The organism is Streptosporangium sp. NBC_01469 (assembly GCF_036227305.1).
Classification (GTDB): domain Bacteria; phylum Actinomycetota; class Actinomycetes; order Streptosporangiales; family Streptosporangiaceae; genus Streptosporangium.
On sequence record NZ_CP109465.1, the window covers coordinates 1,834,092 to 1,859,810 of the forward strand.

Here is a 25,719-nt window from a genome sequence, read left to right on the forward strand (position 1 = left end):
CTGACGGTTCCCGTCCCGCCTCACGCGTCATGAGGCGGGACGGGAACGGCACCTCTCCGGCGGGAAGATTTGCGGTTGCCCGGCGCTTTATGCGTAGGTGCTTTATGGGTAGAAGAACCATTTGTCGTACTGGGGAACGCAGGTGTACGAGGTCCACCAGCCGCTCTGGATACCGAGGTTTCCGACCCGGTGGCAGTCCCGGTCATAGTGGTAGACGTTTCTGAGCGTGTCGGCCTGCGCGGGCGCCGCGCCGACGGACGGCGCCAGGCAGGTGGCCGGCACGGTGTGAATCAGGCCCTCACCTCCCGGCGAGTGCCGGGCGGTGCAGCACCGCCTTCTCCCCGGCCGTCCAGGTCGTCGTGACGAGGAGGTAGATCCCCGCCGCCAGCGGCAGGACCGCGGCGGCCAGGACGGTCCCGTAAGGCAGCAGGGGCATTATCCGGCGCAGCGCCGCCGGCTGGACCTCCTCGCTCATCGTGCGCCGCATCCGGCGGGACGTGATCCACGCCACGGCGACGAGCAGCAGGAAGAGCCCGGCGAAGACCAGGGTCGGGCCGCTGAGCAGGCCGAATCCGGCCACCGTGCTCGCGAACTGCTGCCCGAGCGGCACCCCGAGGAGCCCGTGGGTCAGGAGCGCGTTGGCCTGCCCGGCGATCGTCGAGGAGATGAACACCTGGTACGTCACCATGATGAACGGCATCTGCGCCGCGGACGGCAGGCATCCGGCCAGCGGTGAGGTCTTCTCCCTGGCGTAGAGGGCGGTCAGCTCCCGCTGGAGCCGCTCGGGGTTGCGGCCGTGACGCTTCTTGAGCCGCTGGAGCTCCGGTGCGAGGCGGATCCTGGCCCGCTCGCCCCTGGCCTGCATGACACTGAGCGGAAGCAGCAGGAGCCGGACGAGGACGGTGAACACGACGATCGCCAGGGCGGTGGAGCCCAGCGGCTCGGCGAGCGCGGCGATGAGGTCGGCGACGAACGCGATGACGGGGTCGAACATGGAGAGGCCCTTCTGAGCGGAGTGAAGACAGCGCAGAAGGCGCCCGCGAATGGGGGCTCGTACCCGCGGGACACGGTGGCCGGGTGCTCCGAGGCACGGCGATCGCGTGCGTACGGGGCATGCCGGTCACGTGCGCGGGGCACGGGGTCGCGAGAGGTCGCGGGGGTTACGCGGGCGCCGGGCCCGCGGAGGGTGCTCTGGGCCGGGACCTCCCGGCCGCGTCGGGGTCGCGCTGCCGGACGAACATCGTCCGCCTGGCCCGGTCGCGCCGGGACAGCGGCGACCGTGACTCCGTACCGGAGGTGACGGGTGCCGGACGCAGCGCCCAGGCGAGCAGGAGCACGCCCAGCCCGACCACGGCGGCGGCCGTCAGGACACCGCCGCCGTCGAACATCCAGACCGCCAGGGTCTGGACGGTGAGCAGCAGGTTCACTTCTTGAACTTGGCCACCGCGGTGACCAGGGCGACGACCACGAAGGCCACCAACGCCAGCACGAGCGCGAACTTCAGCAGCCCGAAGAGGGCGGGCAGCACGAACCCGAACACCACGTAGAGCGCGAGCAGGACGCCCAGAACCCCCAGCACGATACGACTCATGCGGTCCACCGTACGTCGGCCGGGGAAACGGCGGGTGCCTTGATCATAACGATGGTCATAACGATCGAGTGCTTACGGACCGATGACACGACTTAGGGATCCTCCCCTCGCGGGCCTACCGTGGGGCCATGAGCACGCGGATTCTGGTGGTCGACGATGATCCGATGGTGGCCGAGGTTGTGGCCCGATACCTGGAACGCGACGGTCACGTGGTCGATTGCGTCGGAGACGGCGCCGAGGCGCTCAGGCGCGCGCTGGCCAACCCGCCCGACCTGATGGTGCTCGACCTGATGCTTCCCAAGATGGACGGGCTCCAGGTCTGCAGGAAGCTCAGGGAGCGGTGGCCGGTGCCGGTGATCATGCTGACCGCGCTCGGCGAGGAGCTGGACAGGGTTGTCGGTCTGGAGACCGGCGCCGACGACTACGTCACGAAGCCCTTCAGCCCCCGGGAGCTGGCCCTGCGCGTGCAGTCCGTGTTGCGGCGGGCGCGCGGAGCCTCCCTGCCGGCCGGTACCGGCGTGCTCAGGGACGGCGAGCTGACGGTCGACGTCGGTGCCCACGAGGTGCGACTCCGCGGCGACGAGATCATGCTGACCGCCCGCGAGTTCGACCTCCTCGCCCACATGATGCGCAATCCCCGCCAGGCCTTCAGCCGTTCCGCCCTGCTCGACCAGGTCTGGGGCTGGTCCTTCGGCGACTCGTCCACGGTGACCGTCCACGTCCGCCGCCTCCGCGAGAAGATCGAGCCCGACCCGACCGTTCCCCGGCGCATCGTCACCGTGTGGGGTGTCGGTTACCGCTACGAGCCGCTGGCGGAGCCGTGATCCCCGAGATCCTGCTGATCGTCGCGGTCACCGCCGGGCTCGGCCTGCTGGTCGCGCTGGCCGGGCTGGGCGCGATGCGGCTGCTGCGCGAGCGGTCGATCGGCGTGATGATCGCGGTGGTCGTCGTGGTGACCGTCGTGGCGACGGTTGGCGGCGTGGTCGCCATCACCCTGAAAATGATCATCGAGGGTACGTCGAGGGACATCGTGCTCAGCGTGGTCGCGGTGGGAGGCCTGGTCGGGCTGGGCGTCGCGACGGTGCTCTCACGCCGGGTCGTGGCGGCCAGCCGCAGGCTCGTCGACGCGGTGCACGCGGTGTCGGCCTCGGGGGAGTTCACGCCCCCCGAGGGGCTGCCCGCCGAACTCGGCACGATCGCCGGGAGCCTGGACCAGGCCTACCTGCGGCTGCGGCTCGGCCACGAGCGCGAGCGGGCCCTGGAGAGCGCCCGCCGCGAGCTCGTCGCCTGGGTCAGCCACGACCTTCGCACCCCGCTGGCGGGCATGCGGGCCATGGCCGAGGCCCTGGAGGACGGGGTGGTCGCCGACCCGGAGACCGTCGGCCGCTACCACCGGCAGATCCGCCTGGAGGTGGACCGGCTGTCGGGCATGGTCGACGACCTGTTCGAGCTGTCCAGGATCCACGCCGGGACGCTGCGCCTGTCGCGCAGCCGGATCGGCCTCGGTGACCTGGTCGCCGACGCGCTGGCCGGGGTGGAACAGCTGGCCAGGGACAAGGGGGTGCGACTGGCCGGCGAGGCCGACCCGGTGGTCCCCGTCCAGGCCGACGCGGCCGAACTCTCCCGGGCGCTGCGCAACCTGGTGGTCAACGCGATCAGGCACACCCCGGGCGACGGCACAGTCGTGGTCCGCGTCTCGGCCGAGGACGGCGTCGCCTGCCTGTCCGTCGCCGACTGCTGCGGAGGTATCCCGGCCGACGACCTGCCCCGCGTCTTCGACGTCGCCTTCCGCGGCGAGGCGGCCCGTACCCCCAGGGCCGACGGCACCGGGGCGGGCCTCGGCCTGGCGATCGCGCGCGGCATCGTCGAGGCTCACGAGGGGGCGATCGGCGTCGTCAACTCCGGTCCTGGCTGCCGCTTCGAGATCCGCCTGCCGCTCTCCGTCTGAGCGGCCGCGGCTGAGCCCGTCTCTGAGTGACCGTCTCTGAGCGGCCGTGTCCGGGCGATCGTGTCCGGGCGGTCTGGTCTGAGGGGCCTCGCCCCGGCGGCCTGACCTGGGTGGTTCGGCCTGGGTGGTTCGGCCTGGACGGCCGATGGGTGGTCAGTTCGCGCCGGTGCCGTTGGAACCGGTGCCGTTGGAACCGGTGCCGTTGGAACCGGTGCCGTTGGAACCGGTGCCGTTGGAACCGGTGCCGTTGGAACCGGTGCCGTTGGAACCGGTGTTGTTCGAGGCGGTGCCGTTGGCGGTCGGTGCGGGCGTGACGTGGCCATCGGGACCCTCGGGCCGCACGGAGACCATGAGGGTCATCTGCGCGCACTCGCCGCCCTCGGTGTCGGGTTCGACGTGCTGGCAGGAGGTCAGCCTCCTGGTGGTGCCGAGGGACTCCACCATCGCCCGGAACGTCGGGCACGGCCAGCGCCACATGCAGCTGCGGCAGCGCAGGATCGGATGTGCCGCGTCGCTGGTGATGCCGCCCGCGTCGCGCGGCTGGTGCAGGTCGAGCAGTCTGACGCCGAGCGTGGCGAAGTCGAGGAGCTCTTCGCGCGCCCCCTCGAGAAAGTCGAGGTCCTCGGTCGACAGGCGGGTCCTGATCGGGACGTGTCCCTCGTGGTTCACCAGGCCCCGCAGTGAACTCGCCGCGTCGCGCCACGAGGTGGCCTTGTCGGTACGAGTGATCATGGACTCCAGATGCTCCCGGAGCCGTTGTCGCTGGAGATCCTCAGGTAGGTCGGTGTTCATGGGTGCGTTCGAGCCCGTTTCTTGTAACTCAACGGCCGCCACTGACGTAGCGCAGCGACGATCGGGAGGTGCCGGGTCTCCTCCCTTTTCCGGCCAAGCCGGTGTTGCTTAGTGTCAAGCTTCGCGCACTCAGGGTTTCCGTGAGGCGGAAACGGGGGACAAAGGGCGGACGACTCGGGTTGTTCAAGAGAACGTGACCAGCGGCTCTCGCGCCGCTAGTGTGCCCGCTGTGGAGCTAAAAGTCTCAACTCGATCTCATGCCGGGCACACCGTCGTGACCATCGTTGGCGAAATCGACCTATATACCGCGCCTCGTCTGCAGGCAGAGTTCACCCGGCTGCTTGGGCAGAGCCAGACCATGCTTGTCGTCCTCGACATGTCCGCCGTGGAGTTCTGCGACTCCACCGGCATGAACGTGCTGCTGTCCGCGCTCAAGCGGCTGCGGGAGCGGGGCGGCACACTGGAGGTGGCGGCGCCCCGGCCCGCCGTACGCAAGATTCTGCAGGTCACCGGCCTCGACTCCGTCTTCGTCGTGCACGAGACCCTGCCGGAGAAGCTGCTGACCTCCGATTCCCAAGGATGACGTCCTTCCCCACGGCTGATGCCCGGGGACTCCACGCTGGAGGTGTTCGATGACCGGCACGGCGGCGATCATTCCCGCCAAGGACGAGGGCGACAGGATCGGGGCCACCGTGGCCGCGGTCCTGGCGCTGCCCGGCGTCGATCTCGTCGTGGTCGTCGACGACGGCTCCGTCGACGAGACGGGGCGGGTGGCCAAGGCCGCCGGCGCCCGCGTCGTGCGGCACAGCCACAACCGGGGCAAGGCCGCCGCCATGGAGAGTGGTGCCCATGCCGTGCGCCTGCTCGACCTCGACGGTGAGAAGCCCCGGCACCTGCTGTTCCTCGACGCCGACCTGGGCGAGACCGCTCGTACGGCCGCGCCGCTGATCGAGCCGGTCGCGGCGGGCGAGGCCGACATGACGATCGCCGTCTTCGTCACCCGGGTGAAGCTCGGCGGACATGGGTTCGTCGTGAGACTCGCGCGCGAGGGCGTCGAGCGCGCCACCGGCTGGACGCCCGCCCAGCCGCTCAACGGGCAGCGCTGCCTGACACGGGCCGCCTTCGAAGCCGCCCGGCCCCTGGCACGCGGCTTCGGCGTGGAGACCGGTCTCACGATCGACCTGCTCAGGAAGGGCTTTCGCGTGCGCGAGGTTCCGGTCGAGATGGCACACCGGGCCACCGGCACCGACTGGAAGGCCCAGGTCCACCGGGCCAGGCAGTTCCGCGACGTCGCCCGCGCCCTCCTGTCGCGCCGTTAACCCGGCCTGTCAGCCGGGTACCGGTGACCCGGCCGGTCCCCCGGACGCTGTTGATCCGGTCTGTCGTCATCACCGGCGTGAGGTTCAGGGGGAGGGTGATCTCGCGGGCGTCCGCGTCGCGCGGCACCCGGGCGCCGTCAGCCTGGCCACCCACCCGGTCCGCCGGGGGTGAGGCCGCCCGGCGTGCCCTCGCGGCGCCGCCCGGTCCGCCGGTGTCGTGCCGGGTGTGCTGGAAGCCGGTGCCGCACCGGGCACCGTGCCGGGTGTGCTGGAATTTGCGGGTGACTCGGGATGCGTCGGTCGTCGACGAGAGGCGGAGTTCCGCCGGCGGTACGCCGCGGGGGCTCGACGTCGCCGCGTTCGGAGCCGTGGGGCTCTCGGCGGCGACCACGGTCCTGATCGGGCTGCTGGGCCCCTCGGCCATGGTCCCGGGGCTGCCCGGACCCTCCTGGCAGCCTCCGTACTCGCTGGACGCCCACCCCGGTGCCCATCTGGTCATCGCCATGGGCGCCGTCGCGATCGTGCTGGGCGGGCTCGGGCTCGCCGCCGCGCTCAGGTCCCGGTGGGGGCCCGATCCACGCTGGCTGCTCGCGGCGGGCTGCGCAGTGGCGGGCCTGCTCGCCTTCCTGCCGCCCTCCGGCTCGGCCGACCACCTCAACTACGCCGCGTACGGCCGCCTGGTCACGCTCGGCCAGGACCCGTACGCGATCACCCCCGCCACCCTGCCCGGCGACCCGGTCACCGGCGCGGTGGAGGAGTGGGCCGGTGTGACCAGCGTCTACGGCCCGGTCGCCACCGCCGTACAGGCACTGGCGAGCCTCGTGGGCGGTGACTCGGTCAGGCTGACGGTCTTCGTGATGGCCGTCGTCAACGCGGCGACGTTCATCGGTACGGCACTGCTGCTGCACCGTTTCGCCAGGGGGGACGCGGACCTTCAGCGGCGGGCGGCGCTGCTGTGGGCGGCCAACCCACTGATGATCTACCACCTGGCCGCGGGGATGCACGTCGACACCCTCGCCATCGCCTGCATGGTCGCCGCGCTCACTGTTCGCGGTGCCGCCTCGGGGCTGCTGCTCGGGGTGGGCATCGGGGTCAAGCTCAACGCCGGGCTCGTCGCCCTCGGACCGGCGTGGGAGCTGCGCCGCTCGCCGCGCAGGCTCGCCGTGGTGGCGGGGACCGCGACGGCCACCGTGGTGGCGATCTACGCCGTCGCCGGGCCGCACGTGCTCGACCAGGTGAGCGCCGCCAGCAGGAAGGTCTCCCTCGCCACCCCCTGGCAGCTCGTCAAGGTGGGACTCCAGTCGCTCTTCGGGCCGGGCGCGTACTCGGCCTGGATCCAGATCGGGTCCCTGCTCCTGATGGCCTGCCTGGCCTGGCTGCTGCTGCGGGCGCGGGGGGCGCGGGGGGCGCGGGGGGCACTGCGGGCGCCGGGGGCGCCGGGGGCGCTGTCCGCCGATACCGCGCCCGCCGTCGCCGCCGCGATGGTGGTCGCCTGGCTGTTCGCCGCGCCGTACGCGCTGCCCTGGTACGACGGGCTGGCCTTCGCGCTGCTTGCCATGGCGTCCTGGCCCGCGCTGGAGGCGTTCATGGTGGCCAGGGTCGTCGTGCTGTCGCTCGGCTACCTCCCGGCCAGGGAGGCATTGCGGCCCGACGACCTGCTCTGGACGAAGACCCTGCTCAGGGAGGCGGTGGTGCCGTGGACGCTGCTGGCACTGACGGTCGCCCTGGCGTGGTGGGCGGCGAGAGCCGGACGGCGCGCACGCAGGCGGCCAGCGTCAGCGGTACCGCGACCGTGAGCGCCATGGCCGGGATCGCGATGCCCGAGTCGTTCATCAGGAAGCCGATCAGCGCGCAGGCCAGCGCCCCGATCAGCCCGGCGCGCAGCGCGGGCGCGAGCGCGTAGGCCCGGCCCAGGGCCGAGGCCCCCCACCGCGACGGGCGGTCGAGCACCAGGAACAGGAACGCCAGCGCGACCAGCGTGAGCAGCGACAGTGACCAGTTGCCGACCGTGACCCCGATCATCGCGCCGAACTTGCGTCCGACCACGGTCCAGGCCTCCCCGTCCAGCACCTGCTGCACGAAGGTGCCCAGGTGGGTGCGCCGGTCGGCGGGCCGCAGCCAGTCGAACACCGCTATGGCGCCGATCAGCAGGCCGCCCGCCAGGCCGACCAGGACCAGCCTGACCGGCGAGACCCGCCCGCCGGACAGCAGGATCAGGAAGACCGCGACCCCCATCAGGAACGCCGGGACCCCGCCGAAGTCGGCACCCCACGCGGTCCAGCCGTCGGCGAACACCGCCAGCCCCCCGTACGCCACGCACACCGCGAGCGCGAGCGCCCGCCGGCCACGTGAGATCAGCCACTGGGCGACCCCGGCGAGGGCCAGGATCGTGCCGGCGGAGTAGACGGCGAAGGCGATGTTGCTGAAACCGTAGAAGCGCCCGCCGGTGACCGGCTCGTAGCCGGTCACCGCGTTCACCTGGAGCGCCGAGCCGGTCATCACGTCTGCCAGCAGCGTCACCGAGGTGACGGCGGCGACCACCGTCAGCGGGCCGAGCGGGTGGGCCCGCCACGGCCCGGCGAGCGCCACCCCGGCGACCGCGCAGGCGAAGCCGAGGATGGTCACGATCACCCAGGTCATCGGCGCGGGCAGGCTCCACCAGGGGACCAGCTGCGCCAGGAAGGTGGCGACCGCGATCGCCCCGCTGACCACGGCGACGACCCGGACGGCCGTCAGGGCGCGGGAGCCGCCCCAGCCCCGGCGGATCGCGACGGCGGCCAGCAGGTAGAACAGGATCTGCACCGCCACGAACACCGCGAAGAACGGCCCCCTCACCTCGCGCAGCACCTGGCTCGCCAGGTCGTCGCCGGCCAGCTTCCCGACCGTCGCCGCGACCGGCTCCCCGCTCGGCACGTCGCCCAGCCAGGCACGTCCCACGACCCCGTTGGGGATCTTCAGGTCCAGCAGGCTGATCGCGGTGGCGGTCAGGTCGGTGTTCGTGACCAGGCCGTCCTGGCGGGTGGAGGTGGCGGTGAGGTAGCCGCGCGCGTACGTTCCCCCGTCGGGGGACGGGCCCCGGGCGATCGCCACGTGCAGGTGGGGCGCCACCGAGGTGTCGGCCAGGCCGCCGACCAGGACCGTGATCCCGGTCCCGGACGCCATGGCTCCGGGGGCCGTGCCGCCGGCGCGCGACGGAGGCAGCCGGTCGAGGACCGCGCCCACCACGCGGTCGGCCCTGGCGGCGGCCTCCCGCCTGGCCTGGGCGGTCATCGCGACCGGGGCGCCGTCCGGGGCGGGGGCGCCACCGGTCCAGGCCCTGGCGAGGTCGTCGGCCTCGACCACGATCAGTCCGTACGGGGACAGGTCGCCCAGTTCCTCGACGCTCGCCGCGTATTTCCCAATTTTTCCGGACTTGTCGGCGGCGGCGAGGGCGGCTCCCGGCCCGGCGGCCGCGACTTTCAGGCCCGCTCCGGCCGCGAGCCCGCCCAGCTGCCCGAGAACCGGCCGGTAGGAGGTGGTGGCGTTGAACGCGGACAGCTCGCCCCAGCCGGGCACGCTCGCCCCGCCGCCGGGGGTCGCCTCCGGTGCGCGCGGAGGCTCGCAGCCCGTACCGGGAGCGCCCGCCCGCTGGCCGGCCGACACCGTCAGCCAGCCCGCCACCGGGCACGTGATCCCCCGCTCGGGCGGCGGGACCGCCCGGGTGGACATGGACGCGGACCCGCCCTCGCCCACCAGTTTCCACAGGTTCGGGGTCCGCACCCGGTCCAGGTCGCTCCATTCCAGACCCGGTATCCCGACGATCACGACCCTCTCGGGAAGCATCCTCACCGAGGCGCCCGCCGTACCGGCACCGGAGACCCCCGGAACATTGGAGACCCCCGGAACACCGGAGGCACCTGGAACACCGGAGGCACCTGGAACACCGGAGGCACTCGGAACAGCGGAGGCGGCGAAGGCCTTCGGGGCGCCCGGGAGGCCGAGGAGGACGCAGAGCAGGGCCGGCAGCAGGATCAGCAGGGAGGCGGCGGCCGACGCGGTCCTGGCGACCCGGCGGAGCGCCGGTCGCGTCGCGATCCCCCCGGTAGCCGGGCGCGCGGGCCCGTGACCGCGGTGTGTCGAAGCCATCCGGTCCCCCTGTCCGTACCCGTCGGGCGGCCACTTTTCCCGGCCCCACGGTAACCTGCCTGCTCGTGAGGACTGGCGAGGTGACCACGACCGGGCGGCGCCCACGGACATGGCTGTCGTGGCTGCCCGCGTTGCTGCTCGTCGCCGCCGCAGTGGCCCCGCTGGTGCTCTACTGGCTGGGCAATGTGGACGACCAGCGCCTGGTCGACCTGGATGTGTACCGTACCGGCGGAGCGGCGGTCCTGGAGGGCCGGCCCGTCTACGGGTTCGTCACGCCCGCGCCGCAGCTGCTGCCCTTCACCTACCCGCCGGTGGCGGCGCTGCTCGCCACGCCGCTGGCGGCGGTGTCGTGGACGGCGGCGCAGTGGGCGTGGACGGCGTTGATCTTCCTGACGCTGGCGGTCACCGTCTGGCTCTCCTTCCGCGCCGTTCTCTCCTTCCGCGCCACGCCCAGCGGGGCGGGCACCGCGCCTGGAACGCCGGGAACGCCGGATGCCGTTCCCGGCACGCCCGGCGGAGAGCCGACGCGAACGGCGGGAACACCCCAGGGTGTACGCGCCCGGCTCGGCAGGCTCGGCAGGCTCGGCAGGCTGGGCGGGACGGGCGCGGGCCTGCTGTGGACGCCCCTGCTGTTCGCCGCCCTGATGATCGCGTGCACCTACCTGATGCCGATCAGGGACCAGGTCCGCTTCGGCCAGGTGGACATCCTGCTCGTCGCGCTCTGCCTGGCCGACTGCGTGGCCCGGCGCCCGGTGTGGCCGCGCGGCATGCTGATCGGCCTGGCCACCGCGGTCAAGCTCACCCCGGGTGTCTTCCTGATCTACCTTCTCATCGCCGGTTTCGGGCCCGGCGCGAGGCGCGAGCACCGCGGGACCTTCCTCGTGGCCGCGCTCACCGCCGCGCTGCTGACCCTGCTGCCGTTCCTGGTGATCCCGGCGGACGCCGCCGACTTCTGGTTCCGCGCGCTGCTCGACCCCGAGCGGCTCGGTGCCAACGCCGCGACCACCAACCAGTCGATGCGCGGCATGCTCATCCGGCTCTACCTGCCCGACGCGCTGACGAGCCTGCTCTGGGTGGCGCTGGTCGCCGTGGTCGCCTGGTACGGCTTCCGCCACGCCCGCAGGGCCCTGCTCGACGGGCACCTCGTGGCCGGGGTCGCCCTGGTCGGGCTGATGGCCGTACTGCTGTCGCCGGTCGCCTGGATCCATCACCTGGCCTGGGTGGTCGTGGTGCTCGGCGCGCTGGCCGGTGACGGGCGCGACCCGGTCAGGCTCCGGGTGGCCGCCGGGGTCTGGCTCTACTACGTGCTGCCGATCCCCTGGTGGGGCGTGACGATCAAGGCGGCGGAGATCCCGGTGCTCAGTCCCGTACTGGGCAAGATCGTGCAGAACGGCTTCGGGCTGGGCGCGCTGGCCCTGGTCTGGTTGCTGGGGGTATGGCTGCCCAGGCGGAGAGCGGCGTTCCGGGCACTCCCCTGACGGGACACGGCCGCTGACGCTGACGGGACACGGCCGCTGGCGCGAAGTGGCCCGGGAAGTGGCCGGGGAAGGGCGGCGACCCCGGCCGTGAAGCGGCCTTCGAGGGTGCCAGAGCGAGAGGGGGCTGGACACGAGGCGGCTTTCAAGGGAGTCCGAGCGAGTTTCAAGGGGGTCCAGCGAGTTTCAAGGGAAGCCGAGCGAGAGCGGTCCCGGCCGTGAGGGAGGCTCCGAGAGGATGGCCCGAGAGGATGGCCCGAGCGAGGGCGCCCCCGGGCGCGAGGCGGCCCCCGAGGGGATGATCGGCAAGGAAACGGCCTCTGACGTGGAACGACTTCGAGTGATCCGGTGGAGATCAGCCACATCGGTATGTAATCCTGCGCACATTTTCTGACAGTCGCCGGTTACCCTGAGGGCATGCCGAAACTCGCTTACCTGGGACCGGAGGGGACCTTCACCGAGGAAGCCCTGCGCATCCTGGCGCCTGAGGCCGAGCGCCTGCCGAGCCCGAACGTCACCGCCGCCCTGGAGGCCGCCCGGCGCGGGGAGGCCGACGGAGCCGTCGTCCCGATGGAGAACTCGCTCGAAGGCGCCATCACCACGACCCTTGACGAGCTCGCCCGGGGTGAGTCGCTGCTCATCACCGCCGAGCTGCTGCTTCCCGTCGAATTCTCGCTCCTGGCGCGTCCCGACACCGAGATCGGCCACATCAAGAGGGTCTTCACCCACCCGGCGGCGATCACCCAGTGCCGCAACTTCATCGCCCGCGAGCTGCCCGACGCCGTGGTGGTCGCCGCCCCGTCGACCGCCGCCGCGGCGCAGGAGGTCGCGCTTCCCGGCTCGCCGTACGACGCGGCCATCGCCGCGCGCATCGCCGGTGAGCACTACGGCCTGGTCGAGCTCGCGGCCAGGATCGGCGACCGCACCGACACCGTCACCCGGTTCGTCCAGGTGTCGCGTCCCGGCCCGCTGCCCGAGCCGACCGGCGCCGACCGCACCTCCCTGGTCGTCTTCCTCGCCGACGACCACCCGGGCGCGCTGCTGGAGATGCTGACCCAGTTCTCCGTTCGCGGCGTCAACCTGTCCCGCATCGAGTCGCGGCCCACCGGCGACGGCATCGGCCGCTATTTCTTCCACTTCGACTTCGAGGGCCACGTCGCCGACGCCCGCGTCGGAGAGGCGATCTCGGGTCTTCACCGGATCTCCGCCGAGGTGCGCTTCCTGGGCAGTTACCCGCGAGCCGACGGTCTCTTCCCGCAGATCAAGCGCGGTACGAACGACGGTGACTTCACCGAGGCCGCCGAGTGGCTCGGCAGGATCCGCACCGGCCAGGTCTGATCCTCACCCGGCCCGCGAGCCGGTGCGGGAGCCCGCGGGTGCCCGCCGAAGGTGTCCCGCCGGGCGGGAAACGGACGCCACGGGGGCGGCCCGGTTAATCCGGGCGCGGGCCCGAGCCGTACATCGGTAGCCTTGTGGCTGTGATTGACCTGCGTACCCTTCGTGAGGATCCCGACCGGCTACGGGCGTCGCAGCGTGCCCGCGGTGAGGACGACTCTGTCGTCGACACGCTGCTCGACCTCGACGAGCGACGGCGCGGTGCGCTGAGCCGCTTCGAGACGCTCCGCGCCGAGCAGAAAACCGTCGGCAAGTCGGTCTCCCGTGCCTCAGGGGAGGAGAAGGCGACCCTGCTGGAGCGGGCGAAAGACCTCTCCACGCAGGTCAAGTCCGCCGAGGCCGAGGCAGAGCGGCTCGGCGCCGAACTCGGCGAGGTCCTCTACACGGTGCCCAACCTCGTGGAGGAGGGGGCTCCCACCGGAGGCGAGGACGACTACGTCGTGCTGGAGGAGATCGGCGAGAAGCCGTCCTTCGGTTTCGAGCCCAAGGACCATCTGGAGCTGGGCGAGCTGCTCGGCGCGATCGACATGGAGCGCGGCGCGAAGGTCTCCGGCTCGCGCTTCTTCTTCCTGAGGGGTGTCGGCGCCCGGCTGCAGCTCGGGCTGCTCAACATGGCCATGCAGCAGGCGATCGAGGCGGGCTTCGTCCCGATGATCACGCCCGTGCTGGTCAAGCCGGAGTCGATGAAGGGCACCGGCTTCCTCGGCGCCCACGCCAGCGAGGTCTACCACCTGCCCGACGACGACCTGTTCCTGGTCGGCACGAGCGAGGTGCCGATGGCGGCCTACCACGGCGACGAGATCCTCGACGGCTCCGCGCTTCCGTACCGCTACGCGGGATGGTCCTCGTGCTTCCGCCGCGAGGCGGGCTCGTACGGCAAGGACACCCGGGGCATCATCCGGGTCCACCAGTTCGACAAGGTCGAGATGTTCTCCTACGCCCGTCCCGAGGACGCCCACGCCGAGCACCGGCGTCTGCTCGACTGGGAGAAGGAGATGCTGGCCAAGGTCGAGCTGCCCTACCGGGTGATCGACACCGCGGCCGGAGACCTGGGGTCCTCGGCCGCGCGGAAGTTCGACTGCGAGGCGTGGGTGCCCAGCCAGGGCCGCTACCGCGAGCTCACCTCGACCTCCAACTGCACCGACTTCCAGGCCCGCCGCCTCGGCGTCCGCTTCCGTGACTCCGGCGGCAAGCCCCAGCACGTGGCCACCCTGAACGGCACGCTGGCCACCACCCGCTGGATCGTCGCCATCCTGGAGAACCACCAGCAGGCCGACGGCTCCGTCGTGCTCCCCAAGGCCCTGCGCCCGTACGTCGGCCTCGACGTGCTCGAACCCGTCAAGTAGCCCGACCGGGGAAGCTCACGGAGAAGGCCCCGCCGCCCGGCGGGGCCTTCTCGCGTTCACACCGAACGTTCCACCTCCGCCACCTCCGCCACCTCCGCCGCGCCCACCCGGCCGACCAGCGCGGACGCTCCGATCCCGGCACCGCCGACGAGGTAGGCGAGGAACCCCGCCGTCGAGTAGGCGTCGATGACGCCCGACTCCCAGCCGGTGAAGAGCATCCAGATCGAGAACGGTGTACAGGAGGCGATGGTGACCAGCGCGAGCCAGGTCCGCGCGGGTACGCGTGCATTGATCGCCGCCGCCACCGCGAAGACCGCCGCGACGAGGGCGCAGGCGCCGCCGAGCAGGGACACGAGAGCGCCGAAGTCGATGATGCCGTAGGAAGGTCTGCCGGACGGCAGGGCGAGCACGAACCCGACCGAGGCGAAGACGTACGCCGGTACGGTCAGGCTGATGAACCGCCATCCGTGACGGCCCGCCATGGTCACGCCGACCATGAAGGCGAGCAGGCCGGAGAAGAGGCCGATGCGGTGCTCCGTCGTCAGATCGACGTCCGGCGCGTTGAGCGGGACCGCCGCGTCCGCGGAGAAACCTCCTTCCGACAGACCCAGCCGCCGCCAGTTTCCCCGCGCGTCCCGTACGGCGATGCCGTCGTCGCCGTTGGCCGCCACCACCACGTGGCCGTCCGGTACGCGCTGTACCGCGATGGCCGCGGAGCCCTGCCACGCCGTCACCGAGTAATCCTCCGTGTGCCGCCGGAGCGCGTCCTGGCGTCCCTCGGAGACCGCCCACACCGTGTTCCAACTGGTCCCGCCGTCACGGGACTCGTCCACGGCCAGCCGGGGCGGGAGGACGCGGTAGCAGTGCGAGGGCTCGTCGGGCAGGCAGGCCCGGGTCGCCGGCGCGGGTGTGGTTTCCGGGGAGCCCGAGTTCGGGGAGGGCGAGGGGTTTCGGGTACCCCTGTCCTGTACGGGAGAGCCGATCCATGTGCGGCCGCCGTCGCTGGAGAGTATCTCGGCCCCCTGGTCCAGGACCACGGTGATGGTCCCGCCGCTCACGAAGACCTGTTTCGCCGCGGGCGGCGGCTGGACGGCCGAGGTGGCGGTCACCCCGACGAGGGCGATCGGGACGATGATCAGCGCGCGGACCCGCCGTACCGGGTGACCGGTACGGCACCGGCGCCAGATCAGCCATGCGGCCCCCAGCGCGGGCAGGGCCACCAGGTCGGTCGGGTCGGCCAGAACTCGTGAGGGGCCCGCGGCCAGGGTCCACGCCCGGGAGGCGAGTTCCGCGCCCGCCTCCGTGGTCTTGACCAGGGTGAAGCCGACACCGACGGTGACGATGGCCGCGAGGGCGGCGAACCGGGTGGGGCCAGGGGAGAGGGAGCCGGTTCGGAGGAAGGGGAGAGAAAGGGCGAGGGCGAGCAGGGGCGGGGCGACCAGCAGCCCCGCGACGTCGCTCAGCTTGCCGGTGACGGGCCCGGGCCACAGGGTTTTGAGGAGATGGTCGTTGATCAGTAGCACGAAGGTGGCGACCACGGTCGCCGGGTGCCCGAACCAGGCGAGGAAGGGCTCTCGTGAACGTTCCATGGCCGGATGGATCCGCCGCGACGCGGTCCGGTTCGGGCTCGGCGGCATTCGTGACCGAGACGTGTTCCCGGCACCATCTGTGACCGAGGTGCGTTCCCGGCAGCATCTGTGATCGAGGTGCGTTCCCGGCGCCCGGACGGCTCGTACGCCCCGTCGCCGGGCGGGTCCCGCTCGTCGATGGCGTCCCGCACGCCCACAGCCCCGCGAGAGGGCCGGGAAGCGGCCATCGGAGGAAAACCCCGCCACCGCCGTGGCCGAAGCCCGCACGATCGCTCTCAGGACGGAGCATCCCGGTCGTCTCGTGGAGAACCCGGGCGTCCCGGGTGCTTCGGAAATGTAGAAGGCGGGGTTCGCTAGAAGCGAACCCCGCCTTCCGGTTCAACCAAGAGGTCTATGCGTCAGACGGCGCGGACCTGCGAGGCCTGCGGGCCCTTCTGGCCCTGGGTGATCTCGAACTCGACCCGCTGGCCGTCTTCGAGGCTACGGTAGCCGTTGCCCTGGATCTCGGAGAAGTGCACGAACACATCCGGTGCACCGCCGTCCGGTGCGATGAAGCCGAAGCCCTTTTCAGCGTTGAACCACTTGACGGTTCCCTGAGCCATTAAAGCTCTCCCTCAGGATTTGAAACTTTGGGATTCACACCTCATGAACCCCATGTGTCGTACAGCGGGCCCCGGGGTGGCTCAGTCAAACTGGTTTTCACAACGGGATTCAGCTAATACAACGCCATCACATCTAACACTATCCGGCGCAGGCGTGTTCCCGCCATGAGGAAGATTCCTCGGACCGGATCCGGGTGCCGACACGTCGGCCATCACAGTGCACACTGGGACGTGTTATGCAAAGCCCCAGGCTGGTCGCCACCGACCTCGACGGCACCGCTCTGCGCTCGGACAGCACCGTCTCCCCCCGTACGGCCGCCGCTTTTGCGCTTGTGGAGAACGCCGGGGCCACGCTGGTCTTCGTGACCGGCAGGCCACCTCGCTGGATGCACATGGTCGCGGGAGCCGTACGCCATCGTGGGCTGGCCATATGCGCCAACGGAGCCCTCGTCTACGACCTGCACAGTGAGCGGATCGTCAAATCCCACCTCATCCACCCGGACGTGCTTGAAGAGGTGGTGAGGCGCCTCCGCGAAAAGGTTCCTGACCTCGCCTTCTCTGTGGAATACGAGGGTGGATTCGCCCACGAATCGGACTTCCGTCTCGGAGGATGGGACAGCAAGGCGGTCGGCGGACTCCGTGTCGGAACGGACACACTCACCTCGCGGCCCTGCGCCAAACTTCTGGCACTGCATCCCAGAATGGACCCCGACATCCTCCACGCGGCGGTTTACGGGCTGGTCGGCGACCTTGTCACCCCCACCCATTCCACCGGCCGGGCACTGATCGAGATGAGCGCGCACGGTGTGACGAAGGCCTCGGCTCTCGCCCACCTCGCCATGACGCTCGGCATCGTGGCCGAGGAGGTGATCGCCTTCGGTGACATGCCCAACGATCTTCCGATGCTCCGGTGGGCCGGCACCTCGTACGCCGTCGCCAATGCCCACCCGGAGGTGCTGGCCGCGGTCGATCACGTGACCGCGGCCAACGACGACGACGGGGTCGCCGGAGTCCTTGAGGAGCTATACAAACCGTGACGGGCCTCGCAGGCCCCGCGGAAGCCTCGTGAACGGGCTCGCGGGCGCCTACAGGTCCTACAGGTAGGGCCCCGCGTTACCCGCGGGGCCGCCCTCCTGCTGCTGGAGGGACATGCCGCCGGGCAGGGCCCTGCGCATGTTCTCCAGCTGGGCGCGAGCCGCCATCTGCTGGGCGAACAACGTGGTCTGTATGCCGTGGAACAGCCCCTCAAGCCAGCCGACCAGCTGCGCGTGGGCGATCCGGAGCTCCGCCTCGCTGGGCGGGGTGCCGTTGACGTCCTCGGTGAACGGCAGCGAGAGCCGTTCCAGCTCGTCGACCAGTTCCGGCGCCAGACCGTCTTCGAGCTCCTTGATGGAACTCTGGTGAATCTCCTTGAGCCGCTTGCGGCTGGCCTCGTCCAGCGGAGCCGCACGGACCTCCTCGAGGAGCTGACGGATCATGCTGCCGATGCGCATCACCTTGGCGGGCTGCTCGACAAGGTCGGCGATGGACCGACCCTCGCCCTCCTCCTCGCCCTGGGAGCCCTGGGGACCCACGACCACGATGTGCGGAGTGCTCTCCTCAGCGTTCATAGCCTCAACTTACTAGCAGGATTTTCCCGACGTGTTCTCCAGACTCCAGGATGCGGTGGGCCTCGGCCGCGTCGCTCATCGGCACCCGGGCGTGCACCACGGGCCGGATCGCCCCGGCGTCGAGCAGGGGCCAGACGTTGTCCACGACCCCGCGCACGATGACCCCCTTCTCGTCGACGGGCCGGGAGCGCAGCGTGGTGCCGTACACCGAGGCCCGCTTCGCGAGCAGGGCTCCCAGGTTCAGCTCGCCCTTCGCGCCGCCCTGCAGGCCGATCACGACCAGCCGCCCGCCCGTCCTGAGAACCTTGATGTTCCCCGGAAGGTACTTGCCGCCCATGATGTCGAGGACCACGTCGGCCTTGACCTTCTCCGAGAAGTCCTCCCGCCGGTAGTCGATGCCCTCGTCGGCACCCAGCTCCAGGCAGCGGTCGATCTTCTCGGGGGACCCGGCGGTGACGACCACGCGCGAGCCGAACGCCTTCGCCAGCTGGATGGCCATCGTGCCGATACCGCTGGCACCGCCGTGCACGAGGAGGGTCTCACCCTTCCGCAGGCGCGCGGTCATGAAGACGTTGGACCAGACCGTGCAGGCCACCTCGGGCAGCCCGGCCGCCTCGACCAGGTCGACGCCCTCCGGCACCCGCATGACCTGCTGCCAGGGCACGGCGACCTTCTCCGCGTACCCGCCTCCGGTGAGCAGGGCGCACACCCGGTCGCCCGCCGCGAACCCCTCGACGTCCTGGCCCACCGCCTCGACCACGCCGGAGCACTCCATGCCCGGGTACGGCGAGGCGCCGGGGGGCGGGTCGTAGAAGCCCTGACGCTGGAGCGCGTCGGCTCGGTTGACCGCGGAGGCGGCCACGTCGATGATGACTTCGCCGCGTTCGGGCAGCGGGTCGGGAACCTCTCGCCACGTCAGGACTTCCGGTCCGCCTGGTTTATCGATCACGATGGCGCGCATGGAGCAAAGGTATCCGCCGAGCCCCAACTTGGTGGTTGCTCGCGTTGACAGGAACACAGGGCGTTAACCTGCTATGTGTTTGCTGCCCTTTTATGCCCATCCCGAGGGGGAACACGGTGGCAAGACACGATCGTGAGGAATCTCTCGAGGAACAGCTCGCGTGGCTTGACGCCATCAAGGAGCAGGAGGAGGAGGCGCCCGCCCTGGCGGTGAAGGCCACCGCGGTGGACGACACCGTCGTCTCGCCGTACCCGAAGGACCCCTGGAGCCTGGTCCCGACCGAGCCCGACACGACGTCCTCGCCGCTGTTCCGCGCGGCCGTCGACTCGGCCCACCCGGACACCGACCCACCGGCGGAGGACGCCGACGCGGCCGAGTGGATGGAGGCCTCCGACACGGTGAGTTCCTTCACCGTGCCCGCACCGGCCTCCGGCAAGCAGGACAACGACGGCTTTCTCGCGCCGCTCAAGCCCCTGCCGCGCCAGGAGCCGGTCGACACCGGCGACTACGGTCTCGCCGACTTCACCGAGCCGCACATCCGCACCCCGTTCGCGGCGCCCGCCCAGGAACCGTCCCGCGGCCTGTTCGAGCAACCTCAGCGTCCGGCGGAGGCCGAACCTTTCACGCCCCCCGCCCCTGCCTCGGACGAGTCCTCCGATCTGGAGCCGCTCAAGCCGTCGTCCTCGGACACCGAGCGGTTCACCTTCGGCAGTACGGAGTTCGGCGGCACCGACTCCGACCGCTTCTCCTTCGGAAGCGGCGGCACGCGATCCACCTCGGGCGGCAAGGACTTCTCCTCGACCAGCGGAGATTTCTCCACCGGAACCACCACCGGAACCACCGGAACCGCCGGGACCGCCGAGGCCGACCGGTCCCCGTCCGGCACGACCGGCTCCGGCACGTCCGGTTCCTCTTCCTCCGACGACGGCGACCGGTTCTCGTCAGGTGCCGCGGAGGCCGACCGCTTCCCCGCCGCCGACACGGAGCACGACCGCGACCGTACGATCTTCGAACCCTTCGAATCCTTCGAAACCACGATGACGTCGGTGACGAAGGAGTCGCCCAAGCAGGCGACCGAGCGCTTCGAACCCGCCTCGGACCGTTTTGAACCTGCCTCGGATCGCTTCGAGCCTGTTCCGGCCCCCGTCCCCCCGTCCGGCCCCGAGCCCGAGCCGGAGTCGTTCCGGGCCCCCGAGTCCTTCGGCGTCGACAGGCCCGAACCGGCCGTGTCGCCGGAGCGTCCCTTCACCTCGGGTGCGTTCGGTGCGGAGTCCACGTCGAGTTCCTTCGGTACGGAGCGCTCCAGCTCACCTCCGCCGCCTGCTCCTTCCGGTTCTTCTGGCTCTTCTGGTTCTTCCGGTTTCGCCGCCTTCTCCGGTCCCACGGCCTTCGCGCCGGGCCGGGACGCGTCCCCCGCCCCCGAACGGGAGACCGTCGCACCTCAGGAGCGCGTGGAACGCTCATCCCAGGAACGCGCGGAGCGGGAGAGTCCCTTCGCCCCCGGGCGGGACGCGGCCGAACCGATGCGGGAGCCGTACCAGGCACGCCGCCGCCAGACGGCTCCGGCACCCGCCTTCGGCGCACCGGCCAGGCACCAGCCTCCGGGCGCGGCTCCCCGGCAGTCCGCCGACAGCCTGGATCCGGAGTCGCTGCTGAGGGGGCGCCGCAACGCGCCCGCCGGAGGCTGGCGGAAGCTGGTATACAAGGCGTCGGCAGGGCTGATCAAGCCGGGCGAGTCCCCGGAGGTCCGCCGCCGCAGGGAGCTGGTCGGCCGCGCACGCACCCCGGTGGCCACCGGCCACCACCGCGTCGCCGTGCTCAGCCTCAAGGGCGGCGTCGGCAAGACCACGACCACGGTCGGCCTCGGCGCCACCCTGGCCCAGGTACGCGGTGACCGGGTCATCGCGGTCGACGCCAACCCCGACCGAGGCACCCTGTCGGACAAGGTCGAGCTCGAAACCTCCGCGACCGTCCGCGACCTGCTCAACGAACGCCAGCAGATCAAGAGGTACGTCGACATCCGGGCCTTCACCTCCCAGGCCCCGTCGCGTCTGGAGATCCTCGCCTCCGACCGGGACCCGTCGGTGTCCGAGGCCTTCAGCGCGGCCGACTACCAGTCGGTCTCCCAGGTCCTGGAGAACTTCTACTCGATCTGCATCACCGACTGCGGCACCGGCCTGCTCCACTCGGCCATGTCCGGCGTGCTCGGCCTGGCCGACCAGCTCGTCCTGGTCAGCTCCCCCTCCGTGGACGGCGCCCGCGCCGCCTCGGCGACCCTCGACTGGCTGGAGGCCCACCACTACGAGGAGCTCGTCCGCTCCGCGACCGTGGTGCTCTGCAGCGTCCGCCCGCGTTCGAAGTCGACCGTCGACCTCGACCGCCTGGAAGCCCACTTCGCGGCCCGCTGCCGCGCCGTCATCCGCGTCCCCTACGACCCGCACCTCGAGGAGGGCGCGGAGATCGACCTGGAAAGGCTTCAGCCCGGCACCCGCGAGTCCTACCTCCGCCTGGCCGCCTCGGTCGGCGACGGTTTCGCCGGTCCCCAGCCCTGATCCACCCCGGCGGGCGCCACGTCTCCAGATTGGAACGGTGGCGCCTGCCGGGTCCAGGCACGCCCGGTCCAATGAGAGACTAGGGTGCAATCTGACGCGTTCTCCGGACGTGTCACCAGGAGAGCTCGCCTAGTGGACGATGGCGGCGGTCTTGAAAACCGCTAGGCCGGGTGACCGGTCTCGTGGGTTCGAATCCCACGCTCTCCGCTGAGCATCAGAAACGGCGTCTGACCAGGGACTTCCCTCGGCCCAGGCGCCGTTGATCGTTTCCGGGGTGTGCAGCCGTATGCCGCTCTGAGCGGTCACATGTCGCTGGTCGTGGGATATCCGTGGGATGGAACCGGTCACGTTTGCCCAGCAGGGCAGTCCAGAACCGTTCAAAGTGGACCGCGCATGCCCTCTGATCCGAGTTTCCTCACGTCAGATGAGCTCCGTATGAGCACCTCTAGTCCGCCGCTCCTCAGGAACCGGGCCGGCGGTTCCGAGAAGCTGACGCTGGAAGAGCGTTTCCGTAAGGGGAGGGGATCGACGGCGATTCACTCCGACTGATGAGGAGCGAGAGCATTCGGAGCAGCCCGACCGCCAATGTCGGCATCCCGACGATCCAGCAACGTAAGAACGCCCAGATGTCCGCGTTGACGTGCTCGCCATTGCCCTGTGCCTCGGGCGCGAGATTCGAGGCGATCACCGGAAGCAGAAGCAGTGCGATACCTGCGAGGACGAGCGCCGTGCTGGATGCGATCGACTGCCCCCGCCGATAGGGGCGAGCCGCCAGCAGGGTCAGGGTGACGGCACATACGACGGCAGGCAGGGCCACCTTGCCCGCCCAGTGCAGCAACATCGTCGTCCCGTACCACCGCTCATCCGAAAGCGGCTCCGCGAAGTAGAGCACAGGAGTCGGTGCGCCGAGAAGATCCCGGAGTGTGCCCAGCAGGCCGCCGCCGATGAAGGCGCTGATGAACACAGCCCATCGCCACCTGGTCCGGGAACCCTTCGCCGAAACAATGGCAACGGCGACGGCGGCGAGTATGCCAAGTACCACGCCCTTGCTGGCCCCGTTGGCAAACGGTATCCATTTGTTCCACGGGTAGTTTCCGACCGTGATGGCCGTCCACGCGCCGATGGCGCCCCAGGCCAGGACCCCGACGGCGATCGCGACGGATAACAGATCCCTGACACGCTCACGTTCGGTCACGGCCTGGCCTCCACCTGCTTCATATGTACGGATCACTCTGTCGGTGACTTCGGGATGCTGCAATGCGTACTGTGGCAGCCCCTTATGATCGTCGGCCGTTGTGGGATATGTGCGGGATGATCTTCGGTGGTCGAGGTCCGGGGAGAGACTTTCACCCTGGTGAGAGGCATTGCCACCGCCTGGAACGCAGCCCTCTTGAAATAGGCCGGGTGACCGGTCTCGTGGGTTCGAATCCCACGCTCTCCGCCACCTGTGGCAACCTTCGGCTCCCGCCTCGATAGTGATCATCGAAGCGGGCCGGACGGGAGCACGGTGCCATGATCTCGCTTTCCGGGATCTTTTCCGCTCCGGAGGAGCATGATCACCTTCTCCGCCGCGTCGTCGAGGACGGCCTGACGGGCATGCCCGTACAGATTTGTGATCATCGTTCCGACGCTTCACTCAGATTCGCGAGCTTTAGAAGGTGGAGGGGCTTAGTGGAGGGGCTTAGCGGTGCCCCCGTCCCCTCCAGACGGGGGGCAACCGCCGCGACCGGTGTTCGACGGCGCCTTACCCAGGGCGTCGTCCGGTCGCGCTTAGTCCGCGAGTGGTGCTGGGGGCAGCGTCACTCGCGGGAGCTGAGTACGGCGGCCCGGAAGACGTACTCTCCATGCCGCCGCGCTGTTCATGGCCGGTTGTGTGGCTCGGTGTAGTGCTCCCCGAGTTGTTCGGCGATGTGGCGTGCGATCTGTGGCAGGTCGTCGGCCGGGGCGTGGTCGGCGGGTTGTTCCAGGTGGACGGTGCCCCAGCAGAAGAACATGCCTTCGCGGTCGGCCCAGACGGTCAGCGTGTCGGCGCTGATCACGAGGCGGGGCATGCCTCCGCCGTAAGCGATGGCGGGATAGATCCGGTGAGTGTGCAACTCGGCCCGCAGGTGCTGGAGGGCGGCGATGGCACCGGGCCGCCAGGTGGCCGCGTTCAACCGGTCGCCTGCCGGTGTGCCGTAGGGCGGGATCACGACTGCTTCCTTCCGTTGCTCGGCGAACCATGCCGCCTCGGCGTCAGATCGGGGCAACATGATCAACCACGATCACGTCGGCCAGCAGCGGCAGGCCGCTACGCAGTACGTCGGTGGCATCCCTGCCGCGCAGGATCGCGTAGTGCCTGGCGAGTTGCTGGGCGGCTACTGGCAGCGTCAGCTCGGAGCTGAGCAGAGGGCTGCCGGATTCGCTGAGCTCAGGACTGGTCCACCAGAACTTCTCCCCGTCGGTGTAGGCCAGCAGCCCGTAGTGGACGGACAGTATGGCGTTGCCGGAGCGGTGCCTGTCAAACTGGGTGACACAGGTCAGGCTGCAGCGTTCTGTGCTGATTGCTCCGTTTCGATCTTGGCTTCTGGCTGGTTGATCCAGGCACGTTCGGGTAGTCGGGGCGGGGTGGGCATGCGTCGGAACCGCTCGGGGTTGGCGGCGTAGGCGGCGGCCAGGACCCGGGCGCGCTCGGTCTGGACCTGGCCGACGGTGTCGTGGTGGACCGAGGCCGGCGTGTGCAGAGCGATCCCCGAATGCCGGTGCTCGTTGTTGTAATAGGTGAAGAACCGCCGGCAGAACTGGCGGGCGTCCTGGATGGACCCGAAGCGTCCGGGAAACGCCGGGCAGTACTTCAACGTCCGGAAGTTCGCCTCCGAATAGGGATTATCGTTCGATACCTTCGGCCGGGAATGTGACTGGTCGATCTTCAAGTCGGTGAGGAGCTGGCCGACGGTTTTCGATGTCATCGGGGTACCCCGGTCGGAATGGATCGTCTTCGGCGTCGATCCGCCGTTCCGCTCGATGGCATTCTTGATGAACCGTTTTGCGAGGTGGGCGTTCTCGGCGGGCCAGGTCTCCCAGTGCACGACGTACCGCGAGTAGATATCGATCATCACGTACAGGTTGTAGACGACCCCCTTTTCGGGTCCTTTCAATTTTGTTATGTCCCACGACCAGACCTGGCCGGGGCCATCGGCGACGAGTTCGGGTTTGACCTTGGCGGGGTGGGTGGCCTGGGCGCGCCGGTCGCCGGTCATGCCCTCGGCACGCAGCAGCCGGTACATGGTGGAGATGCTGCACAGGTAGGTGCCCTCGTCCAGCAGGACCGCCCACACCTGGGCAGGTGCCTTGTCGATGAACCGCCGCGAGTTCAGCGTCTCGATCACCTCGTGCGCCTCTTCTCGCGACAGTTTCGCCGGATGGGCCGGACGCGGCCGCGCCACGGGAGGTCCCGGCCGGGGGTTACGTGATCGGTGCACGGTCGACCGGGATTTCCCGGTAATATCGCAGGCGTATTTCGTGGAAGTCAAGGGCTCGAGTTCGGTGAACGCCCCGTCGATCACTTCCGTGGTTTCGTGTCGGAATCCGCGCTCTCGGAGAGCATTTCCAAGAGCGCGTGTGCTTTTCCCATGATCTCCAGCGCGGCTTCCGTCGTCGCCAGTTTTTTGGTGAGTCTCTCGTTCTGCGCGCGCAGCTTCTCGTTCTCGACCTCGGCGGCCGACTTCGACGGTTTGCGGACCTTCGGGGTCAGTGCCTCCAATGCGCCGTTCTTGCGAGCTTTGCGCCATTCGGTGATGTGCGAGGTCAGTAGCTTTTCCCGGCGCAGAAGCGCGCCCGAGGCGCCGGGCTCGCCGTCGGCCAGCAGCCGGTCGTACTCCTCCAAGATCCGCAGCTTGTAGTCCGCGGTGAACGTCCGGCGCTTGGGCCGGCCGCCGCCCGAGGGCTTCTTGGAGCTGCTCACCTGGACATCATCTCCCGGCTCGGGCTCCAGGTCGGTCAAGCTCAACGTCACGTCAGAAACATCCAGTTCTCGCCCTACTCATGCCATGCAAGGTTAGTTTGTCCTTTTGTGTCACACCAGTCTGACAGGGAGGGGAGCGAAGCTTGTGAACGTCTGCCGTGATGCCGTGCACCTCGGTCAGCACCGCGGCCAGTTCCTCGGCCCGTGTGATGGGTGAGTATTCACTGGGCTGAGTGCTGACCTGGCTCCCGGTCGATAGGCGGGACGAGTGGTCGACGGAGGTCGACGGCGCGGCGGCGTGCGTCTGGGAAGTGGAACTACCGCCGCGCCTGCTGGTGGGGACGTTGCCTTGCGGGGCCGCGCTCATGCTGCGGCCTCGTGTCGGTACGGGTCGTGCCGTCGCGGTGGGAAGGTGTCCGGTGAACGTCCCCAGCCGGGGGCGACGGCCGATCCTCGCGAGAGGGTCTGGTA

At 70.1% G+C, this 25,719-nt stretch carries 23 protein-coding genes and 1 tRNA gene; 11 read left to right on the top strand and 13 right to left on the bottom strand.

Features of this window, described 5'->3' with window-relative positions; translation table 11 throughout:
- Window positions 1-102: 102 nt before the first annotated feature.
- From OG587_RS08220 to OG587_RS08235, 4 genes are all read right to left on the bottom strand, one after another.
- Window positions 103-282: a hypothetical protein gene (locus OG587_RS08220; protein WP_329088363.1), complete on the bottom strand. Its 180-nt coding sequence runs from the start codon at window positions 280-282 to the stop codon at window positions 103-105.
- Window positions 283-298: 16 nt separating this feature from the next.
- Window positions 299-994 (bottom strand): YidC/Oxa1 family membrane protein insertase, encoded by a 696-nt coding sequence (locus OG587_RS08225; protein ID WP_329088365.1) that lies wholly within the window; start codon window positions 992-994, stop codon window positions 299-301.
- A 166-nt stretch (window positions 995-1,160) separates the two neighbouring features.
- Window positions 1,161-1,427 carry a DUF6412 domain-containing protein gene (locus tag OG587_RS08230; RefSeq protein ID WP_329088367.1) on the bottom strand — a complete coding sequence of 89 codons (267 nt, stop codon included), beginning with the start codon at window positions 1,425-1,427 and terminating at the stop codon, window positions 1,161-1,163.
- On the bottom strand, window positions 1,424-1,591 hold the full coding sequence (locus OG587_RS08235) for a hypothetical protein (protein ID WP_329088368.1): 168 nt from the start codon (window positions 1,589-1,591) through the stop codon (window positions 1,424-1,426). The genes OG587_RS08230 and OG587_RS08235 overlap by 4 nt, the downstream gene beginning before the upstream one ends.
- A 128-nt stretch (window positions 1,592-1,719) precedes the next feature.
- On the opposite strand from OG587_RS08235, the gene OG587_RS08240 reads away from it, so the two are divergent.
- Together OG587_RS08240 and OG587_RS08245 are read left to right on the top strand one after the other, a co-directional pair.
- Complete coding sequence (locus OG587_RS08240) at window positions 1,720-2,415, top strand: response regulator transcription factor (protein ID WP_329088370.1); 696 nt, start codon at window positions 1,720-1,722, stop codon at window positions 2,413-2,415.
- The gene (locus OG587_RS08245; protein WP_329088373.1) at window positions 2,412-3,539 is read left to right on the top strand and encodes a sensor histidine kinase; all 1,128 of its coding nucleotides are present in this window, start codon (window positions 2,412-2,414) and stop codon (window positions 3,537-3,539) included. The genes OG587_RS08240 and OG587_RS08245 overlap by 4 nt, the downstream gene beginning before the upstream one ends.
- A gap of 153 nt (window positions 3,540-3,692) precedes the next feature.
- Here the strand turns inward: OG587_RS08245 and OG587_RS08250 are convergent, their stop codons facing one another.
- On the bottom strand, window positions 3,693-4,331 hold the full coding sequence (locus OG587_RS08250; RefSeq protein ID WP_329088375.1) for a hypothetical protein: 639 nt from the start codon (window positions 4,329-4,331) through the stop codon (window positions 3,693-3,695).
- Between the two features lie 229 nt (window positions 4,332-4,560).
- Between OG587_RS08250 and OG587_RS08255 the strand changes: the two genes are divergently transcribed.
- The 3 genes from OG587_RS08255 to mptB all read left to right on the top strand — a co-directional run bounded on the left by OG587_RS08255 (window position 4,561) and on the right by mptB (window position 7,446).
- Window positions 4,561-4,914 (top strand): STAS domain-containing protein, encoded by a 354-nt coding sequence (locus OG587_RS08255; protein ID WP_329088376.1) that lies wholly within the window; start codon window positions 4,561-4,563, stop codon window positions 4,912-4,914.
- A 49-nt stretch (window positions 4,915-4,963) separates the two neighbouring features.
- Window positions 4,964-5,650: a glycosyltransferase family 2 protein gene (locus OG587_RS08260; protein ID WP_329088377.1), complete on the top strand. Its 687-nt coding sequence runs from the start codon at window positions 4,964-4,966 to the stop codon at window positions 5,648-5,650.
- Window positions 5,651-5,931: 281 nt separating this feature from the next.
- Window positions 5,932-7,446, top strand: a complete 1,515-nt coding sequence (mptB, locus tag OG587_RS08265; protein ID WP_329088379.1) for a polyprenol phosphomannose-dependent alpha 1,6 mannosyltransferase MptB — start codon at window positions 5,932-5,934, stop codon at window positions 7,444-7,446.
- Here the strand turns inward: mptB and OG587_RS08270 are convergent.
- Window positions 7,328-9,775 (bottom strand): hypothetical protein, encoded by a 2,448-nt coding sequence (locus OG587_RS08270; protein WP_329088380.1) that lies wholly within the window; start codon window positions 9,773-9,775, stop codon window positions 7,328-7,330. The genes mptB and OG587_RS08270 overlap by 119 nt on opposite strands.
- A gap of 65 nt (window positions 9,776-9,840) precedes the next feature.
- On the opposite strand from OG587_RS08270, the gene OG587_RS08275 reads away from it, so the two are divergent.
- The 3 genes from OG587_RS08275 (at window position 9,841) to serS (ending at window position 13,991) form a co-directional block, all read left to right on the top strand.
- Window positions 9,841-11,253, top strand: a complete 1,413-nt coding sequence (locus OG587_RS08275; RefSeq protein WP_329088382.1) for a glycosyltransferase 87 family protein — start codon at window positions 9,841-9,843, stop codon at window positions 11,251-11,253.
- Window positions 11,254-11,667: 414 nt separating this feature from the next.
- A complete protein-coding gene (gene pheA / locus OG587_RS08280) occupies window positions 11,668-12,588 on the top strand; it encodes a prephenate dehydratase (protein WP_329088383.1) in 921 nt (306 codons plus the stop codon).
- Window positions 12,589-12,728: 140 nt separating this feature from the next.
- Window positions 12,729-13,991 carry a serine--tRNA ligase gene (gene serS, locus OG587_RS08285; RefSeq protein ID WP_329088385.1) on the top strand — a complete coding sequence of 421 codons (1,263 nt, stop codon included), beginning with the start codon at window positions 12,729-12,731 and terminating at the stop codon, window positions 13,989-13,991.
- A 56-nt stretch (window positions 13,992-14,047) separates the two neighbouring features.
- Here the strand turns inward: serS and OG587_RS08290 are convergent, their stop codons facing one another.
- Together OG587_RS08290 and OG587_RS08295 are read right to left on the bottom strand one after the other, a co-directional pair.
- Window positions 14,048-15,580 (bottom strand): hypothetical protein, encoded by a 1,533-nt coding sequence (locus OG587_RS08290; RefSeq protein ID WP_329088387.1) that lies wholly within the window; start codon window positions 15,578-15,580, stop codon window positions 14,048-14,050.
- Between the two features lie 398 nt (window positions 15,581-15,978).
- Window positions 15,979-16,182 carry a cold-shock protein gene (locus tag OG587_RS08295; protein ID WP_012886943.1) on the bottom strand — a complete coding sequence of 68 codons (204 nt, stop codon included), beginning with the start codon at window positions 16,180-16,182 and terminating at the stop codon, window positions 15,979-15,981.
- 236 nt (window positions 16,183-16,418) lie between these two features.
- Between OG587_RS08295 and OG587_RS08300 the strand changes: the two genes are divergently transcribed.
- Complete coding sequence (locus tag OG587_RS08300) at window positions 16,419-17,219, top strand: HAD family hydrolase (protein WP_329088395.1); 801 nt, start codon at window positions 16,419-16,421, stop codon at window positions 17,217-17,219.
- A 57-nt stretch (window positions 17,220-17,276) separates the two neighbouring features.
- Here the strand turns inward: OG587_RS08300 and OG587_RS08305 are convergent, their stop codons facing one another.
- Entirely contained in the window at window positions 17,277-17,792 is a 516-nt protein-coding gene (locus tag OG587_RS08305; RefSeq protein WP_329088397.1) for a bacterial proteasome activator family protein, read from the bottom strand.
- A gap of 4 nt (window positions 17,793-17,796) precedes the next feature.
- Window positions 17,797-18,753, bottom strand: a complete 957-nt coding sequence (locus OG587_RS08310) for an NAD(P)H-quinone oxidoreductase (RefSeq protein ID WP_329088399.1) — start codon at window positions 18,751-18,753, stop codon at window positions 17,797-17,799.
- A 116-nt stretch (window positions 18,754-18,869) separates the two neighbouring features.
- On the opposite strand from OG587_RS08310, the gene OG587_RS08315 reads away from it, so the two are divergent.
- On the top strand, window positions 18,870-21,305 hold the full coding sequence (locus tag OG587_RS08315) for a nucleotide-binding protein (RefSeq protein WP_329088400.1): 2,436 nt from the start codon (window positions 18,870-18,872) through the stop codon (window positions 21,303-21,305).
- Window positions 21,306-21,423: 118 nt separating this feature from the next.
- Window positions 21,424-21,512 (top strand) — tRNA-Ser (locus OG587_RS08320).
- 253 nt (window positions 21,513-21,765) lie between these two features.
- Here OG587_RS08320 and OG587_RS08325 read toward each other — a convergent pair.
- From OG587_RS08325 to OG587_RS08335, 3 genes are all read right to left on the bottom strand, one after another.
- Window positions 21,766-22,500: a hypothetical protein gene (locus OG587_RS08325; protein ID WP_329088402.1), complete on the bottom strand. Its 735-nt coding sequence runs from the start codon at window positions 22,498-22,500 to the stop codon at window positions 21,766-21,768.
- A gap of 664 nt (window positions 22,501-23,164) precedes the next feature.
- Complete coding sequence (locus tag OG587_RS08330; RefSeq protein WP_329088404.1) at window positions 23,165-23,557, bottom strand: hypothetical protein; 393 nt, start codon at window positions 23,555-23,557, stop codon at window positions 23,165-23,167.
- A 267-nt stretch (window positions 23,558-23,824) separates the two neighbouring features.
- A protein-coding gene (locus tag OG587_RS08335) for an IS3 family transposase (protein ID WP_443075509.1) occupies window positions 23,825-25,287 on the bottom strand; the annotation gives its coding sequence in 2 pieces (ribosomal slippage) (window positions 23,825-24,913 and window positions 24,916-25,287; 1,461 coding nt in all).
- Window positions 25,288-25,719: the final 432 nt, after the last annotated feature.

What these genes read in the sequence shown, in the direction of transcription:
- OG587_RS08225 (WP_329088365.1), bottom strand. Translation starts at nt 994, where the DNA reads ATGTTCGACCCCGTCATCGCGTTCGTCGCCGACCTCATCGCCGCGCTC.
- OG587_RS08235 (WP_329088368.1), bottom strand. Translation starts at nt 1,591, where the DNA reads ATGAGTCGTATCGTGCTGGGGGTTCTGGGCGTCCTGCTCGCGCTCTAC.
- OG587_RS08240 (WP_329088370.1), top strand. Translation starts at nt 1,720, where the DNA reads ATGAGCACGCGGATTCTGGTGGTCGACGATGATCCGATGGTGGCCGAG.
- OG587_RS08250 (WP_329088375.1), bottom strand. Translation starts at nt 4,331, where the DNA reads ATGAACACCGACCTACCTGAGGATCTCCAGCGACAACGGCTCCGGGAG.
- OG587_RS08260 (WP_329088377.1), top strand. Translation starts at nt 4,964, where the DNA reads ATGACCGGCACGGCGGCGATCATTCCCGCCAAGGACGAGGGCGACAGG.
- OG587_RS08270 (WP_329088380.1), bottom strand. Translation starts at nt 9,775, where the DNA reads ATGGCTTCGACACACCGCGGTCACGGGCCCGCGCGCCCGGCTACCGGG.
- pheA (WP_329088383.1), top strand. Translation starts at nt 11,668, where the DNA reads ATGCCGAAACTCGCTTACCTGGGACCGGAGGGGACCTTCACCGAGGAA.
- OG587_RS08290 (WP_329088387.1), bottom strand. Translation starts at nt 15,580, where the DNA reads ATGGAACGTTCACGAGAGCCCTTCCTCGCCTGGTTCGGGCACCCGGCG.
- OG587_RS08295 (WP_012886943.1), bottom strand. Translation starts at nt 16,182, where the DNA reads ATGGCTCAGGGAACCGTCAAGTGGTTCAACGCTGAAAAGGGCTTCGGC.
- OG587_RS08300 (WP_329088395.1), top strand. Translation starts at nt 16,419, where the DNA reads ATGCAAAGCCCCAGGCTGGTCGCCACCGACCTCGACGGCACCGCTCTG.
- OG587_RS08305 (WP_329088397.1), bottom strand. Translation starts at nt 17,792, where the DNA reads ATGAACGCTGAGGAGAGCACTCCGCACATCGTGGTCGTGGGTCCCCAG.
- OG587_RS08310 (WP_329088399.1), bottom strand. Translation starts at nt 18,753, where the DNA reads ATGCGCGCCATCGTGATCGATAAACCAGGCGGACCGGAAGTCCTGACG.
- OG587_RS08330 (WP_329088404.1), bottom strand. Translation starts at nt 23,557, where the DNA reads ATGTTGCCCCGATCTGACGCCGAGGCGGCATGGTTCGCCGAGCAACGG.